This window comes from Arthrobacter sp. E44, assembly GCF_041877125.1.
Classification (GTDB): domain Bacteria; phylum Actinomycetota; class Actinomycetes; order Actinomycetales; family Micrococcaceae; genus Arthrobacter.
Window position 1 is genome coordinate 105,860 of sequence record NZ_JBHDJA010000004.1, and the last position, 15,137, is coordinate 120,996.

Below are 15,137 nucleotides of genomic sequence, written 5' to 3' on the forward strand. Positions count from 1 at the left end.
GCCGGGTCCAGCTACCGTTGCTGTCCCTGGGAACGGCGCAGGGACGTAGGCGGGATGGGTTCGTACAGGAGGGTCCGCACCCAGCGGTTCCCCGTCTCGCGGAACTCCTTCCGGCTGGCGAAACGGTAATGGAAGCTGCGCACGCGCACCCACCGGGGCGCGGCGCCGTCGAACGGGTCACGCCGCAGCAGCCGCAGCATCTGCCGGTCCGCCGCCAGCAGCTTCGCCAGGAAGGCGTAAAACCATTCCTCGTGCACGCTGCGCAGCGGCAGGAACCACATCAGCCAGTCGAGCCGCAGGTGGTACGGGGCCCACTGCCGGGGGATCCTGCGGACATCGCCGGGCTTGCCCTTGAACCCGTACTCACGCCAGTCGGAGCTGTCGCCGGGGTCCTCATCCAGCGTTCCCTCCACCACGATCTCGATGCGCTGCTTGGTCACGGTGCCGAACGCACCGTAGGCGTTGACCAGCTGCCACCGGTTGAAGCTTGCATTCATCAGCTGCCGGCGGGAGAAGAGGTTCCGCAGCGGCCAGTAGCTCAGGACCAGCAGCAGGAGGGAGGCGGCCAGTGTGATGGCCAGCCACCAGGGCGGGGTCTCCCGCTGCATTCCGGTGGCCGCCTCCCAGTCCGCCGGGATGGCCGGTATCACTGCGTGCGCCACGGGGTCGCTTACCGCGGCGAACGCGAGCACGATCGCCATCCAGTTCAGCCAGGCGAAGTTGCCACTGGCCACCAGCCACAGCTGGGTGACCACCACGACGGCGGCCGCCACACTGGCCACGGGCTGGGGCGCAAAGAGCAGGAACGGCACCACCAGCTGGGCGATGTGGTTGCCCACTACCTCGATGCGGTGCAGCGGCTTGGGTAACAGGTGCGCCTGCCTGCTGAGCGGCCCGGGCATGGGCTGGGTTTCATGGTGGTAGTACAGCGCCGTCAGGTCACGCCACTCGCGGCCGCCGCGGATCTTGATCATTCCCGCACCGAACTCCAGCCGGAACACCAGCCACACGATGAGGATCAGGATGGTCCTCGGCGGCTCGGTTTGGTTGGAACCGAGGAAGGCAACGGTGAAGCCCGCCTCCAGGAGCAGCATCTCCCAGCCGAATCCGTAAAACGTCTGGCCCACGTTCACGATGGACATGTACAGCAGCCACAGGGCCAGAAAGGCGATCAGCGGGACCCAGGGCGGCCCCATCTGCGGAATTCCGGCCACGAGCAGCGCCGACACCACCAGGCCGGCGGCGCAGACACCACGCAGCAGGCCGTCCGAGTACCGCCAGCGGAACAGTGTGAACCGGCGCATCCGGGTAAACGCGGCCAGGAACTCCGGCACCGGCAGCAGCCCGCGCTCGCCAAGCAGGGCGGGAAACTGGTTCAGCGTGGACAGGAACGCCACGAAGTACAGTGCCGCCACACCCCGTTGCAGCACCTGCCGGGCGAATTCGTACTCCGGCGCATCAAACCACGAGAGCCAGTCCACGCAGTCCACGTTACGCCCGGCAACCCCGGGGTCAAGGCGCAGCAGCAGGTCAGCGGCGCGGGCCGGGGCGCGGGCGGGCCCGAAGGGTGCGGGATACTTAACCAATGCAGCCACGCAGAATCGTCCTCCTCGGATCCACCGGTTCCATCGGCACCCAGGCGATTGACGTCGTCGACGGCGCCCCCCACCTGTTCGAGGTGGTGGCACTGAGCGCCGGGGGCGGCAACCTGGAACTCCTGGCCCGGCAGGCCGTCCACACCGGTGCCGCAGCCGTGGGAATTGCCGGGGGAGACCCGGCCCGGCTGGAAGCACTTATCCGTGAAGCTGCCGCTGCGGCAGGCCGTCCCGGCTACCGGCCCCAGATCGTGGCCGGTCCGGACGCCTCCGCGCAGGTCGCGGCAGTCCAGGCGGACGTGGTGCTTAACGGCATCACCGGTTCCATCGGCCTGGCCCCCACGCTCGCGGCCCTCAAGTCCGGCGCCACCCTGGCCCTGGCCAACAAGGAGTCGCTGATCGTGGGCGGCAGCCTGGTCAAGGCCGCGGCCGCGGAAGGCCAGATTGTTCCGGTGGACTCGGAACACTCCGCCATTGCCCAGTGCCTGCGCTCCGGCACTGCCGACGAGGTGGACAAACTGATCCTGACCGCTTCCGGCGGCCCATTCCGCGGCAGGAACCGGGAGGAACTCCACAGTGTGACGCCCCAGCAGGCCCTGGCCCACCCCACCTGGGACATGGGCGTCATGGTCACCACCAATTCGGCCACGCTGGTGAACAAGGGCCTGGAAGTCATCGAGGCGCACCTGCTGTTCGATATCCCGCTGGACCGGATCGACGTGGTGGTCCATCCTCAGTCCGTGGTGCACTCCATGGTGCAGTTCATTGACGGCTCCACCATCGCCCAGGCCTCCCCGCCGGACATGCGGCTGCCCATCGCGCTGGGACTTGGTTGGCCGTCCCGCGTACCCAAGGCCACCAGCGCGTGCGACTGGACCCGGGCCGCCACCTGGACCTTTGAACCGCTGGACACTGAAGCTTTCCCCGCCGTCGGCCTTGCCAAGGAAGCGGCCAAGCAGGGCAGCACGTTCCCCGCCGTGTTCAATGCGGCCAACGAGGAAGCCGTCACCGCATTCCATGCCGGCAGGATCCGCTTTACCGACATCGTGGACACCATCGAGGCCGTGCTCAGCGAACACTCAGGCTCTTCCGGGCTGACGGTGGAGTCAGTGCTGGATGCTGAAAGCTGGGCACGTGCCCGGGCCCACGAACGTTTAGCAGTCAGCAGTCTCTAGGAAGCAGCAGCACCTCCATGACCCCTGTTTTACTTTTCATCCTCGGCGTCGTCTTCGTGGCGGTGGGCATCGCCGTGTCCATTGCGCTCCACGAAGTGGGGCACCTGGTCCCCGCCAAGCTTTTCAAGGTGCGCGTCACCAAGTACATGATCGGCTTCGGACCCACGCTGTGGTCGCGCCGAAAGGGCGAAACCGAATACGGCGTCAAGGCAGTCCCGCTGGGTGGCTACGTCTCCATGATCGGCATGTACCCGCCCAACAAGGAGGACGGCTCGGTCCGGCCATCCAGCACCGGCATGTTCCAGACACTTGCCACCGAGGCCCGCTCGCAGGCACACGAGGAAGTTGGGCCCGGTGACGAAAACCGCGTTTTCTACCGGTTGCCGGTCTGGAAAAAAATCATCGTGATGCTGGGCGGCCCGGCCATGAACATGATCCTTGGGCTGCTGTTCACGGCTGTGCTGCTCATGGGCTTCGGTGTTGCCACAGCCACCACCACCATCTCGGACGTGTCCAAATGCCAGGTGGCGGCCGGGCAAACCGTTGACCCGAATTCCGCTGACTGCCAGCTCACGCCGGCCGCGGCTGCCGGGCTCAAGCCCAATGACACCGTCACTTCCTTCGATGGCAAGGCCGTGACCAGCTGGGACCAGCTGACGGAATGGATCCGCGCTTCCGCGGGCAGGGAAGTGGCCATTACCGTGCAGCGGGATGGCAACCCAGTGTCCACCACCGTGACGCCGGTCCTTTCGGCCCGGCCGGTGATGGGAAGCGACGGGCGGCAGGCCACCGACGCCGCCGGCAACCTCCAGTACCAGGACGTCGGTTTCCTTGGCATCGGTGCGCAAACGGCGCTGGTGCCCCAGCCGGCGTCGTCCGTCCTGCCCATGGCGGGGGAGAACATCCGCCAGGTGGCCGGCGTGGTCTTGAACCTTCCGGCCCGAGTGGTGGGCGTGGCCAAAGCCGCCTTCAGCGAGGAGCCCCGCGATCCGAACGGACCCATCAGCGTTGTGGGCGTAGGCAGGGTTGCAGGTGAAGTAGCCGCCATGGAAGCGGTGCCGCTGCAATCCCGGGTGGCAACCCTCGTTGGCCTGCTGGCAGGCCTGAACTTCGCACTGGCGGTGTTCAACCTGGTCCCGCTCCTGCCGCTCGACGGCGGCCACGTTGCCGGGGCGCTCTATGAGGGCGTGCGGCGCAAGGTGGCAAAGCTGCGCGGCCGGCCGGACCCGGGAGCGTTCGACATCGCCAAGCTGCTGCCGGTTACCTACGTTGTGGCGGCGCTGCTCATGGGTATGAGCGTCCTGCTTATCTACGCGGACATCGTCAAACCGGTCAATCTCTTCGGTTAGGCCGCCGCCTCTGTGGAGCCGCAGCGTCTGTGGAGCCGCACGGGCGGGCCGCGTTGGTACTGCGCCCTCCTTCTCGCAGCCGATATCGACTGATTCTCAAATATCAGCCAAATATGATTGATTCACTGGCATCAGCCATCTATGGTTGAGAAATGTTCGTCATGACCATCGACCAGCGGGGAAGTACCGGCGGCCAGGACCTCGTCCCGGACCTTCTCGCCCGGATTGCCGCGCTGCAACCGTCCGGAACGGAGCAGCCGGTCTTCGAACGTACCGTGGGTGATGAAGTCCAGGGGGTAGTGCCCGACCCTTCCGTCGTCGTGGAGATTGCCCTCCATGCACTCCGCTTCGGTCGCTGGTACGTGGGGATCGGCGTCGGAACTGTCTCCCTGGCTCCAGGCGCCAGCCCCCGCGAAGGAACCGGGACTGCGTTTGTCGCCGCCCGCAAGGCAGTTGAGCTGGCCAAGGCCGCCGGGCCGCAGGTGCCGTTGTCGGTGGTGCCGGGCATCATGGCGAAGACCGGCGGTGTCCCCGCCGGGGAGGGGAGCCAGGCATGCGCAAATGCGGAGGCGGTGCTCCGGCTGCTCGGCCGGCTTGTCCAGGACCGCACGGAGGCCCAGTGGCGGGTGGTGGATGCCCTGCGCCGCCTGGATGAAGGCCGCCTGGATGGAAGCCGCCTGGGTGCGCGCAGCCCGGGACCGGGCCGCCACGGAAGCCAGAAGCAGGTGGCGCTTGAACTCGGCATCTCGGAACAATCGGTGAGCCGTACCGTGCTTCGGTCCGGGTGGCAGGAAGAATGGGCAGCCAGGCCAGCTGCGGCGATGCTTCTGGGTTTCGCGGACTCGCAGATTAACGGCCCCCTCAAAGACGACCGTGATGCAGACGACCCCAACGAAGGAGACAGGTGACCGCACTTTGGGTGGCAGTGGCCCTGGTAGTGGCCGGCTTCGCCGGCTGGCCGGTGACGGCGTTGGTGTTCAAGCTCGCGCGGACCATCGACGACCGCGCGGACGCTGCGAAGGCGGCGGATGCAGCCCGCAAGGCCGAACAGGATCCTGCGGGCGACGTTGCCGTGGACGACACCCCTGCCGACGCCCCGGGGGCTGCCCTTGGAACAGCAGGCGGCGCAGCCGGCCAGGCTGTGGACGATGAGCTGACCGCCCCGCCTGTCCACCCGCCGTCGGACGCGCCTGCCGGGCCCGCGCCCCCCACCCAGCGCATCCTGCGCGGGGGCGCCATCATTGGCGTACTGGAGCGGCTGGGCGTCTGCCTCGCCATCCTTACCGGGCAGCCCGTGGCCATCGCCTACATCGTTGCCATCAAGGGCCTGGGCAGGTTCGCCGAGCTGAAGGAAACGCCGGTGGCAGCCGAGCGCTTCATCATCGGGACGCTCACGTCGATGCTCTGGGCGGCCGGAACCGCTGCCGCGGTCAAAGTCATCTTCCTGCACTAGTTCTATTGCTGCACTAACACCACGGCCGGCCCCGGACGGTCTTTGCGCGCCGGGTCGCTTCGCCCTGCCGGCCGGACGCGTACGGTACCAAGCCAGCCATGGCGATAGGGTAGCGGTATGACAGTTTTTGCCGTTGAGTACGTTTATGCCGCCAGCTCCACTGAAACCCGCAACGAGGTCCGGCCCGCGCACCGGGAATGGACCGCGAACCTGGCACAGGACGGCGTCATCGTAGCCAGCGGCCCGTACGGTGACGGTGCCGGTGCCCTGCTGATCTTCAAGGCCTTGGATGAAGCCGCCCTCAACTCGATCCTCAAGCAGGACCCGTTCGCCGGAGCCGGTGTGATCGCCGGAACGCGCATCACGGAATGGTCACCGGTAACCGGCATGCTGGCCGGGATTTCCGCGTAGCCGCCTTTTTACCCTTTCAACTCAAGGAGTCCACGTGACCTCGGTCAGCCTGGGAATGCCGTCAGCACCACCGCCCGTCCTCGCGCCCCGCCGCAAGACGCGCCAGATTAAAGTCGGCTCGGTAGGCGTAGGGTCTGACTACCCCATCAGCGTGCAGTCCATGACCACCACGCCCACCACGGACATCAACGCCACCCTGCAGCAGATCGCTGAACTGACTGCGTCCGGCTGCGACATCGTCCGCGTCGCCTGCCCGTCCGCCGATGACGCCGAAGCGCTGCCCATCATCGCCCGGAAGTCCCAGATCCCCGTCATCGCGGACATCCACTTCCAGCCCAAGTACGTCTTCGCAGCCATTGAAGCCGGCTGCGCTGCGGTGCGCGTGAACCCGGGAAACATCCGTAAGTTCGACGACCAGGTCAAGGAGATCGCCGCCGCGGCGAAGGACCACGGTACCTCCATCCGCATCGGCGTGAACGCAGGCTCCCTGGAACCGGGAATCCTGAAGAAGTACGGCAAGGCCACTCCGGAGGCACTGGTCGAGTCGGCGGTCTGGGAAGCCTCACTGTTCGAGGAGCACGGTTTCCACGACTTCAAGATTTCCGTCAAGCACAACGACCCCGTGGTGATGGTGGCCGCCTACGAGATGCTCGCGGAAAAGGGTGACTGGCCCCTGCATTTGGGCGTCACCGAAGCCGGCCCCGCCTTCCAGGGGACCATCAAGTCCGCCACCGCGTTCGGCGCGCTCCTGTCGCGGGGGATCGGTGACACCATCCGCGTGTCCCTGTCCGCGCCGCCGGTGGAGGAGATCAAGGTCGGCAACCAGATCCTCCAGTCGCTGAACCTGCGGCCCCGCAAGCTGGAAATCGTGTCGTGCCCGTCATGTGGCCGTGCCCAGGTCGACGTGTACACTCTGGCAGAACAGGTCACCGCCGGCCTCGAGGGAATGGAAATTCCGCTGCGCGTGGCGGTCATGGGCTGCGTCGTGAACGGCCCGGGCGAGGCGCGTGAAGCGGACCTTGGTGTTGCATCAGGCAACGGCAAGGGCCAGATCTTCGTTAAGGGCGAGGTCATCAAGACTGTTCCCGAGAGCGCAATTGTTGAGACACTGATCGAAGAGGCTATGCGTATCGCGGAAGAGATGGGGGAGGCCGATGGCGAAGATGCTGTCAAGGGTAGCCCCGTGGTTAGCGTCTCGTAGGGACGCTCCCGACCCGGCAGGGCTTTCTGTCCGTACGCTCGACGGCCAGGACACCCCCGCACTGACGGCGCTGGCCCAGCAGGACCCGGTGGCCAATGTGTTCATCCTGGCCCATCTGCGCGGCACCGGGACGGCGGCACCCACCAGCGGCGGGGCCGGCGTCATCGGCGTTTTCGACGGCGGCATCCTGACGGGCGCATGCTGGGCCGGGGCCAATTTGGTTCCGGTCCAGCTCGATCCCGCACTGGCCCCCCTGGTAGCGGAGGCAGCCAACAGTTCCGGGCGCAGGTACGCCTCGGCTTTCGGTCCGGCCGAGGCCGTGCTGGCACTTAATGCCGAACTCACGGAACTGGGGCACCAGGCCCACGAGGTCCGGGCCGACCAGCCCCTGATGGTCATCGACGGAGCACCCCGGGTACGGCCCCACCCGGGCCTGGTGCACGGGGACCTGGCGGACTTCGACCGCATCCTTCCCGCATGCGCCGCCATGTTCGAGGAAGAAGTAGGCTACTCGCCCTATTTGGGCGGCAGGGAGTTCTACAGCCGGCGGGTGGAAGGCCTCATCAGGCAGGGGCACTCCCTGGTCCACCTCAACGAAGCCCGCGAGGTGGTGTTCAAAGCCGAGTTGGGTGCAGTCACGGACGACGTCACCCAAGTCCAAGGGGTATGGATGAATCCGGCTTTCCGCGGCCAGGGGCTCAGTGCGGCGTACATGGCGGCAGTGGTGGAAAAAGCCCAGCAGATTGCCCCGATGACCAGCCTCTACGTCAACGGCTTCAACACCAGGGCCAGGTCCACCTATGAGCGTGTGGGCTTCCGCCAGGTGGGGACCTTCGCTACAGTCCTGTTCTAGCCGGTAACTGCCGGTTCCGTGCTGGATATTGGGGGAAAAATTGAAGACGTCCGTGCTTGGAACTTTCGGGGCCTGCGCCCTTCTTGCCGTTGGTGTTTCTGCGTGCGGCGGGACGTCCGCGCCACAGGCAGCGGAATCCACACCTGCCGCGCCTGCGGCCTCCACACAAAGTACGCCCACCCCAACGGCAACTCCGACGCCAACCGCCAAGGCCTACACCAGCGAGGAACTCGCTGCCATCGTCGGCCAGGTCCGGGACGCGGCAGACCGCAGGCTGTCAGTCCTGCCCAGCGCCGACATCAAAACCACGCTCGAACAAACCAAGGCAATGATTGCGTCCATTGACGTCAAGCCCGCAGAGTGCAAGGAACTGGCCGCCGCAAGCGCCGTACCTTCCGTCGACGGAGCAACCATGGCGATGGGCATGAGCACGGACGCCGGCACCGGGGCCGCCACAGCCCTGTCCCTGATTGCCGGCCTGGACCAAAGCTTCCTTGCCAAGGTCAAGGACCAGCCGGACCAGCTGGCGAAGTGCTCCTCCATGACCATGACCGCGTCGGGCATGGAGATAGCCGTAACCGTGACTCCGGTGCAGGGAGCCGGCAGCCTCCCCGGTACCGTTGCCTACCGCACTGACAGCGCCCTTCCCGATGGACGCAAGCAGTCAACCGTTACGGCCCAGGTGGTCAAGCAGGGCGTGGTGCTCACCTCGGTTGCGTCCGGAGGCGAGAGCGAGGCCGACGCCGTCCGCCGGGCTGGTGCCCTCCTTGACTCCGCTGCTGCGCTGGTCAAGTAAGACAACCGCCTGTCACGTAACAACGCGTCGTCAAGGCACAACAGCGGAAGTAACGCCGCGCGACAGGTAAAGGGCACGCGGATTCCGAAAATAAAAACACTTGTCAAACGTGCGCACGATCACATAAGTTCTTTCTAGCTGCGCTGGAAGTGGGGTGGGCGGTCTCACCAGTCCTCACCAGTACTCAGGCGATAACGGCGTTGGGCCACGCCCGGATGCGATGACCAGCCTCATTGGGGGGCCAGGGGCTTTGTATTCCCGGGCGTGGCCCTACTGTGTCCGGCCATTGCCGGGCAAGCCGGCCCGGCTGCGTTCCCTGGCCCGTAATTGCCGCATGTTCCGTGCCGGTAGATTAGTATCCAGACGAATTGTCCGGCCCTGCTGACCCAGCACTTCCCCAGAAACGGATACCACCCGTGGTCCTACGACTGTCCCAGCTTTTCCTGCGCACGCTGCGCGAAGACCCCGTCGATGCCGAGGTTGCCAGCCACAAACTCCTGGTCCGCGCCGGCTACATCCGCCGCGCTGCCCCCGGCATCTACACCTGGCTTCCGCTGGGACTGAGCGTCCTGCGCAAGGTCGAGGAAATCATCCGCGAGGAGATGGCAGCCATTGGCGCCCAGGAAGTCCACTTCCCGGCCCTGCTGCCACGCGAGCCGTACGAGGCCACGAACCGCTGGACCGAATACGGCGAGGGCCTGTTCCGCCTCCAGGACCGCAAGGGAGCTGATTACCTGCTGGCCCCCACGCATGAGGAGATGTTCACGCTCCTGGTCAAGGACCTGTACTCGTCCTACAAGGACCTGCCGCTGAGCCTGTACCAAATCCAGAATAAGTACCGCGACGAGGCCCGTCCCCGGGCCGGGCTCCTCCGCGGCCGCGAGTTCATCATGAAGGATTCCTACTCCTTTGACGTGGACGACGCCGGTCTGGATGCCAGCTACGCCGCCCACCGCGCCGCCTACTTGAAGATCTTTGAACGCCTGGGCCTTGAAGTAGTGCCCGTGGCAGCCACCGCCGGCGCCATGGGAGGTTCCAAGAGCGAGGAATTCCTCTTCCCCACGGAGATCGGCGAGGACACCTTTGTCCGCTCGGCCGGCGGCTACGCCGCCAACGTCGAGGCCGTCACCACGGTGGTCCCCGAGGAAATCGACTTCACCAACGCCCCGGCGGCAGAGGTCCTGGATACCCCGGACACCCCCACCATCGAGACCCTGGTTGCCGCTTCCAACCAGATCGCCCCTCGGGCAGAATCCGACGGCGGCGCCTGGACTGCAGCGGACACGCTCAAGAACGTGGTCCTCGCCGTCACGCTGCCCACCGGTGAACGGCAGCTGGTGGTCATCGGCCTCCCCGGCGACCGCGCAGTGGACCTCAAAAGGGTGGAGGCAAACATCGGCGCCTTCCTGCCGATCGGTGGAGAGATCGGCCTGGAGCAGGCAGGCGAGGAAGACCTCAAGAAGCAGCCGCTGATCGTCAAGGGCTACCTTGGCCCCGGCCTGTCCCTCGACCAGCCGCTCCTGGGCGCCGAGAGTGCCACCAAGCTGCTGTACCTGGTGGACCCCCGGGTGGTCAGCGGAACTGCCTGGATTACTGGCGCCAACGAGGCCGGCAAGCACGTCTTCGGCCTGGTGGCCGGACGCGACTTCCGCTGGGACGGCGTCATCGAGTGCACCGAAGTCCGCGCCGGCGACCCCTCCCCGGACGGCTCGGGCCCGCTGGAGACCGCCCGCGGCATCGAAATGGGCCACATCTTCCAGCTCGGCCGCAAATACGCCGAAGCACTGGACCTCAAAGTCCTGGACCAGAACGGCAAGCAGGTGGTGGTCACCATGGGTTCCTACGGCGTCGGGGTCACCCGGGCCGTGGCGGCATTGGCAGAGGCCAACCACGATGACCGTGGCCTGGTCTGGCCCCGCACGGTAGCGCCCGCCGATGTACATGTGGTTGCAGTAGGCCGCGGTGACGAGATCTTCCAGACGGCGGAAAAGCTGTCGGCGGAACTCGAGGAAGCCGGACTGTCGGTCATCTATGACGACCGGCCCAAGGTCTCGCCGGGCGTGAAGTTCGGCGACGCCGAGCTGGTGGGCGTCCCCACCATCCTGGCAGTGGGCCGCGGCCTGGTGGACGGCGTGGTGGAGATCAAGGACCGCCGCAGCGGTGCGGCCGAGAACGTGGCGGTAGATAAGGCCGTCGACTACGTGGTCAACGCCGTCCGCAACCAGTGACCTCCGGCTTCGAGTCGATCCAGCTCACCACCATCATCCTGATCGTGGTGGCTGGATTCGCAGCCGGGTGGATTGATGCGGTGGTGGGCGGCGGAGGCCTCATCCAGCTTCCGGCGCTGCTCCTGGTCCCCGGCATCGCGCCGGTCCAGGCGCTGGCCACCAACAAGATGGGCTCCATCTTCGGTACCGCCACCAGTGCTGTCACCTATTACCGGCGGGTGGGGCCGGACCTGCGGACCGCGGTGCCCATGGCGGTGATAGCCCTGGCAGGCAGCTTCGGCGGGGCAAGCCTGGCCGCTACCCTGCCGGCCGGGGTGTTCAAGCCCATCATCGTGGTGGCCCTGGTCGCCGTCGCGCTTTTCATTGCCCTGCGGCCCAGCGTGGGTGAGCTGACGGCACTGCGCCACGAAGGCCATAAGCACTACGTCGTGGCCTGCTTGATCGGTGCTGTGATCGGCTTTTATGACGGGCTTATTGGCCCGGGGACCGGTTCCTTCCTGGTCATCGCCCTGGTGTCCGCCATGGGCTACGCCTTCCTGGAAGCAAGCGCCAAGGCCAAAATTGTCAACATGGCCACCAATGCCGGTGCCCTGTTGTTCTTCCTGCCGCACGGGTCCATCCTTTGGGGGGTCGGCCTGCTGCTCGGCGGCGCCAACATGGCCGGCGGCTACCTCGGCGCCCGCACAGCCGTGAAGCAGGGCAGCAAATTCGTCCGGGTGGTCTTCCTGGCGGTCGTGGCGGCCCTGATCGTCAAGCTTGGCTACGACGTCTGGCAGGAAAACTTCTCCTGATCCGCCCTGGAAACTGGTCCTCGTCCTGGGGACCAGCCCGGCGTAGCATGCAGGTATGGCACACGGCGATGACGGGTTTGCCGCGGCACTGGCAGCCGCCGCAGGGTATTCGCAGGCCTGGCTGGACAGCCTTCCGCACCGCCGCGTGGGACCCAGCCGGAACGCCACAGAGCTCGCCGAAGTCTTCGGCGGACCACTGCCCCAAGCAGGAATGCCTGCAGCGGGCGTCATCGACTTCCTGGCAACCCAGGCAGAACCTGGCCTCATGGCCATGCCCTCGAGCCGGTTCTTCGGTTGGGTGATCGGCGGCACCCTGCCGGCCGCCCTGGCCTCGGACTGGCTGGTCAGCGCATGGGACCAAAACGCGGGCCTGCGCTACGCCACCCCGGCCACGGCTGCCATCGAGGAAGCCGCCGGACACTGGCTGCTGGACCTGCTGGGCCTCCCATCCACCGCCGACGTCGGATTCGTCACCGGCGCCACCATGGCAAACTTCACCGGCATGGCTGCCGCCCGCTGGCGGCTGCTCACCGATGCCGGCTGGGACCTGGACCGCGACGGACTCTGCGGCGCACCCCGGATCCGCTGCTTTGTCGGACGGGAACGGCACGACACCGTTGACCTCGGCCTTCGCTACCTGGGCCTCGGAAAACCAACGGAAGTCGACGCAGACGGGCAGGGCCGCCTGCTCCCCGCCGCCCTGGACGCCGCGCTTGCCTCCGGCACCGGGCCCGCCCTGGTGTGCCTCCAGGCAGGCAACCTGCACTCAGGCGCCTTCGACCCCTTTGCCCAGGCCATCGCCGTCGCACGCAAACACGGTGCGTGGGTACACATCGACGGTGCGTTCGGCCTTTGGGCTGCCGCCGCACCGGAACTGAGGCACCTCACCCGGGGCTATGAAGAGGCCGACTCCTGGGGCACGGATGCCCACAAGACGTTGAACGTGCCGTACGACTGCGGCATCGCCATCGTCCGCGACCCGTCGGCGCTGCGGGCTGCGATGGGCCTGCACGCGAGCTACCTGGTGCACGACGCGGAAGGCCCGGGCGATCCCTTCGAGAAGGTCCCGGAACTCTCGCGCCGGGCACGGGGAGTACCGGTGTGGGCCGCGCTTAAAAGCCTGGGCCGCGAGGGCGTGGCAGCCCAGGTGGGTGGTCTGGCGGGTGCCGCCGCGGCAATCGCAGAAGGAATGGCCGCCCTGGACGGCGTGGAGGTGCTCAACGACGTCTCCTACACCCAGGTGTGCCTGGCTTTCGGCGACGACGACACCACCCGCGCGGTCACGGCCCGTGTCATCCAGGACGGGAAGGTGTGGATGTCCGGGTCACGCTGGCGGGAGCGGGACATCCTTCGGGTTTCGGTGAGCAACTGGCATACGGCGGGGGAGGATGTGGGCACCGCAATCGACGCCGTGCGGTCAGCCCTGGCCGCAGTGCGGAACTCCTGACCGTTCGCGCACGCCTTGCCGGCCGCCCTACCCGTCCTGTCCCGGCTCGGGCAGTGAATGGGGATGCGGCAGGCCGTCCAGGGTTTTGCCGGCCAGGGTGCTGGAGACCCAAAGGGACCGGGCAAGACCGCCCTGGTGTCCCTGCGCGGCGTACCCCAGCGCGTTATCCACTTCCCTGGCGATGGCCCACTGCCGGGCCACGTCGGGGTCCAGGCCGGCGGCTGTGCTGAAGTCGTGGCAGCGCGTCAGCAGCGCCGCGCCGGGCCGGGACGCCGGCAGGTCCGCAAGGCGGTTCCACAGAAGCGGGGCCACGGCGAACTCGGGTTCGCCAATCATCGGCTGGGGGTCGATGGCCGCGTATCCCGCCGCCGTCGGCGCTTCACCCGTGGGCTGCTTCCCCGGGCGCGCCAGGACATTCAGGAAATGCAGGTCCGTGTGGACCAGCAGGTCATGGGCCGACCGGCGGCCCACCGCACCGCGGGTCTGGCACACTTCAAGGGCTGCCTCCAGCAGCCACCGGGGGAACGGGCGGCCCAGCTGCTCCCAGTCCGCCGGCAGTTGGTCGCTCCACTGTTCGGCTCGGCCGGCGATGTCGGCGAACTCCCGCCATTCAGGGCGGTGGTCCGGGGCCAGCCCCAGTTGCCGCACCAGCCCGCCCCAGACAACGGCAGCGTCATCCAGGGGCACGTCCGCCAGTGACCGTCCGGCGTCGAGGCGTTCCAGGAGCATGGCGCACGATTCCGCGTCGGAGGCCAGCAATGCAACAGCGCCACGGCCGCCCCAAAGTGCCAGTGCATGCCGCTCCACCTTGGCTTCATCGTGGGGGAAAGCGATCTTCAAGGCTGCTGGTGAACCGTCGTCCTGCCGCACCGGCAGCACGATGCCGCCGTGTCCACTCCACGGCAGGCTGCCGGGCGCCAGGTCCACGTCGAGCTGCCATTGCTCCAGCCGGTCAGCCAGCAGCCCCGGAAGGCTGTCAAGCCAGGTGCGTCCTGCCCGGTCGCGCATGTAGCGGGCCGTGAGGTCCGGCGGGATGGGCAGTGCCGGCACCACGGGGTCAAACAACACCCGAGGCCCCCAGCAGGTTGCCGATCACGAACGTCGCCGCGAGCGCCAATGCGCCGCCCACCACCACGCGCACAGCTGCCCGCGTTTTTGAGCCGCCTCCGATCCATGCCCCCAGGGCGCCTGTTATGGCCAAGGCCACCAGGACTGCTGCAAACGTCAGCGGAAACCGGATGCCGGGTGGGGGAAGCAGGATGGCCAGCATTGGCAGAATAGCCCCGATGGTGAACGCGATGGCTGAGGCGAATGCCGCGTGCCAGGGGCTGACGATGTCCTCCTCGTCGATGTTGAGCTCGGCAGACAGGTGCGCGGCCAGGACGTCGTGGGCAGTAAGTTCGCGGGCGACCTTGGCCGCGGTTTCGGGGGTCAGCCCCTTGGCCAGGTAGAGGGCGGTCAGTTCGGCGAGCTCCGCTTCCGGTTCTTCCTCCAGTTCGCGGCGTTCCTTCTCAATCAGGGCGCGCTGACTGTCACTTTGGCTGCTGACCGAGACATATTCGCCCAACGCCATTGACACGGCGCCCCCCACGACGCCGGCGACGCCGGCCGTGAGGATGGGCCCCAATTCGGCCGTGGCACCCGCCACGCCAACCACAATGGCGGCCACGGAGACGATGCCGTCATTGGCGCCGAGGACGCCGGCGCGCAACCAGTTCAGCCGGTGCGCAATATCGTTGCCGTGCGGTTCCGTCTCAAGGTGGTTGTTCAGCTCCGGGCTGGCACCGGTCCCCGGGGCATCGGCTGGATCGTCGGCGTTCATCCTTTCAGGAAACCAC

General features: G+C 67.0%; 14 protein-coding genes. 11 read left to right on the forward strand and 3 right to left on the reverse strand.

The features are described 5' to 3' along the window. Nucleotides 1–11 precede the first annotated feature (11 nt). Nucleotides 12–1,481, reverse strand: coding sequence for a lipase maturation factor family protein (locus ACETK3_RS05565; protein ID WP_236822008.1), 1,470 nt, complete (start codon nt 1,479–1,481; stop codon nt 12–14). A 104-nt stretch (nt 1,482–1,585) separates the two neighbouring features. Between ACETK3_RS05565 and dxr the strand changes: the two genes are divergently transcribed. The 11 genes from dxr to ACETK3_RS05620 all read left to right on the forward strand — a co-directional run bounded on the left by dxr (nt 1,586) and on the right by ACETK3_RS05620 (nt 13,299). Beyond that, nucleotides 1,586–2,770, forward strand: a complete 1,185-nt coding sequence (dxr, locus tag ACETK3_RS05570; protein ID WP_237430203.1) for a 1-deoxy-D-xylulose-5-phosphate reductoisomerase — start codon at nt 1,586–1,588, stop codon at nt 2,768–2,770. Nucleotides 2,771–2,787: 17 nt separating this feature from the next. Then, complete coding sequence (locus ACETK3_RS05575) at nt 2,788–4,119, forward strand: RIP metalloprotease (protein WP_236821718.1); 1,332 nt, start codon at nt 2,788–2,790, stop codon at nt 4,117–4,119. A 152-nt stretch (nt 4,120–4,271) separates the two neighbouring features. Next, nucleotides 4,272–5,027 carry a MarR family transcriptional regulator gene (locus ACETK3_RS05580; RefSeq protein WP_236801893.1) on the forward strand — a complete coding sequence of 252 codons (756 nt, stop codon included), beginning with the start codon at nt 4,272–4,274 and terminating at the stop codon, nt 5,025–5,027. After that, nucleotides 5,024–5,572: a hypothetical protein gene (locus ACETK3_RS05585; protein ID WP_237430204.1), complete on the forward strand. Its 549-nt coding sequence runs from the start codon at nt 5,024–5,026 to the stop codon at nt 5,570–5,572. Before ACETK3_RS05580 ends, ACETK3_RS05585 begins: the two co-directional genes overlap by 4 nt. Nucleotides 5,573–5,689: 117 nt before the next feature. Next, on the forward strand, nt 5,690–5,983 hold the full coding sequence (locus ACETK3_RS05590) for a YciI family protein (RefSeq protein WP_236821720.1): 294 nt from the start codon (nt 5,690–5,692) through the stop codon (nt 5,981–5,983). Nucleotides 5,984–6,017: 34 nt separating this feature from the next. Further along, nucleotides 6,018–7,184, forward strand: coding sequence for a flavodoxin-dependent (E)-4-hydroxy-3-methylbut-2-enyl-diphosphate synthase (gene ispG, locus ACETK3_RS05595; protein ID WP_142134593.1), 1,167 nt, complete (start codon nt 6,018–6,020; stop codon nt 7,182–7,184). Beyond that, a complete protein-coding gene (locus ACETK3_RS05600) occupies nt 7,147–8,037 on the forward strand; it encodes a GNAT family N-acetyltransferase (protein ID WP_236822009.1) in 891 nt (296 codons plus the stop codon). The genes ispG and ACETK3_RS05600 overlap by 38 nt, the downstream gene beginning before the upstream one ends. A gap of 52 nt (nt 8,038–8,089) precedes the next feature. Next, on the forward strand, nt 8,090–8,833 hold the full coding sequence (locus ACETK3_RS05605) for a hypothetical protein (RefSeq protein WP_236801896.1): 744 nt from the start codon (nt 8,090–8,092) through the stop codon (nt 8,831–8,833). 416 nt (nt 8,834–9,249) lie between these two features. Beyond that, nucleotides 9,250–11,061: a proline--tRNA ligase gene (locus tag ACETK3_RS05610; protein ID WP_373992637.1), complete on the forward strand. Its 1,812-nt coding sequence runs from the start codon at nt 9,250–9,252 to the stop codon at nt 11,059–11,061. Further along, on the forward strand, nt 11,058–11,852 hold the full coding sequence (locus ACETK3_RS05615) for a TSUP family transporter (protein WP_236801898.1): 795 nt from the start codon (nt 11,058–11,060) through the stop codon (nt 11,850–11,852). The genes ACETK3_RS05610 and ACETK3_RS05615 overlap by 4 nt, the downstream gene beginning before the upstream one ends. 55 nt (nt 11,853–11,907) lie before the next feature. Next, nucleotides 11,908–13,299, forward strand: coding sequence for a pyridoxal-dependent decarboxylase (locus ACETK3_RS05620; protein ID WP_237430205.1), 1,392 nt, complete (start codon nt 11,908–11,910; stop codon nt 13,297–13,299). Between the two features lie 27 nt (nt 13,300–13,326). On the opposite strand, the gene ACETK3_RS05625 is transcribed toward ACETK3_RS05620, so the two are convergent. Beyond that, entirely contained in the window at nt 13,327–14,307 is a 981-nt protein-coding gene (locus tag ACETK3_RS05625) for an aminoglycoside phosphotransferase family protein (protein ID WP_236802819.1), read from the reverse strand. Nucleotides 14,308–14,356: 49 nt separating this feature from the next. Further along, nucleotides 14,357–15,121, reverse strand: coding sequence for a VIT family protein (locus ACETK3_RS05630; RefSeq protein WP_236801900.1), 765 nt, complete (start codon nt 15,119–15,121; stop codon nt 14,357–14,359). Nucleotides 15,122–15,137 lie beyond the last annotated feature (16 nt).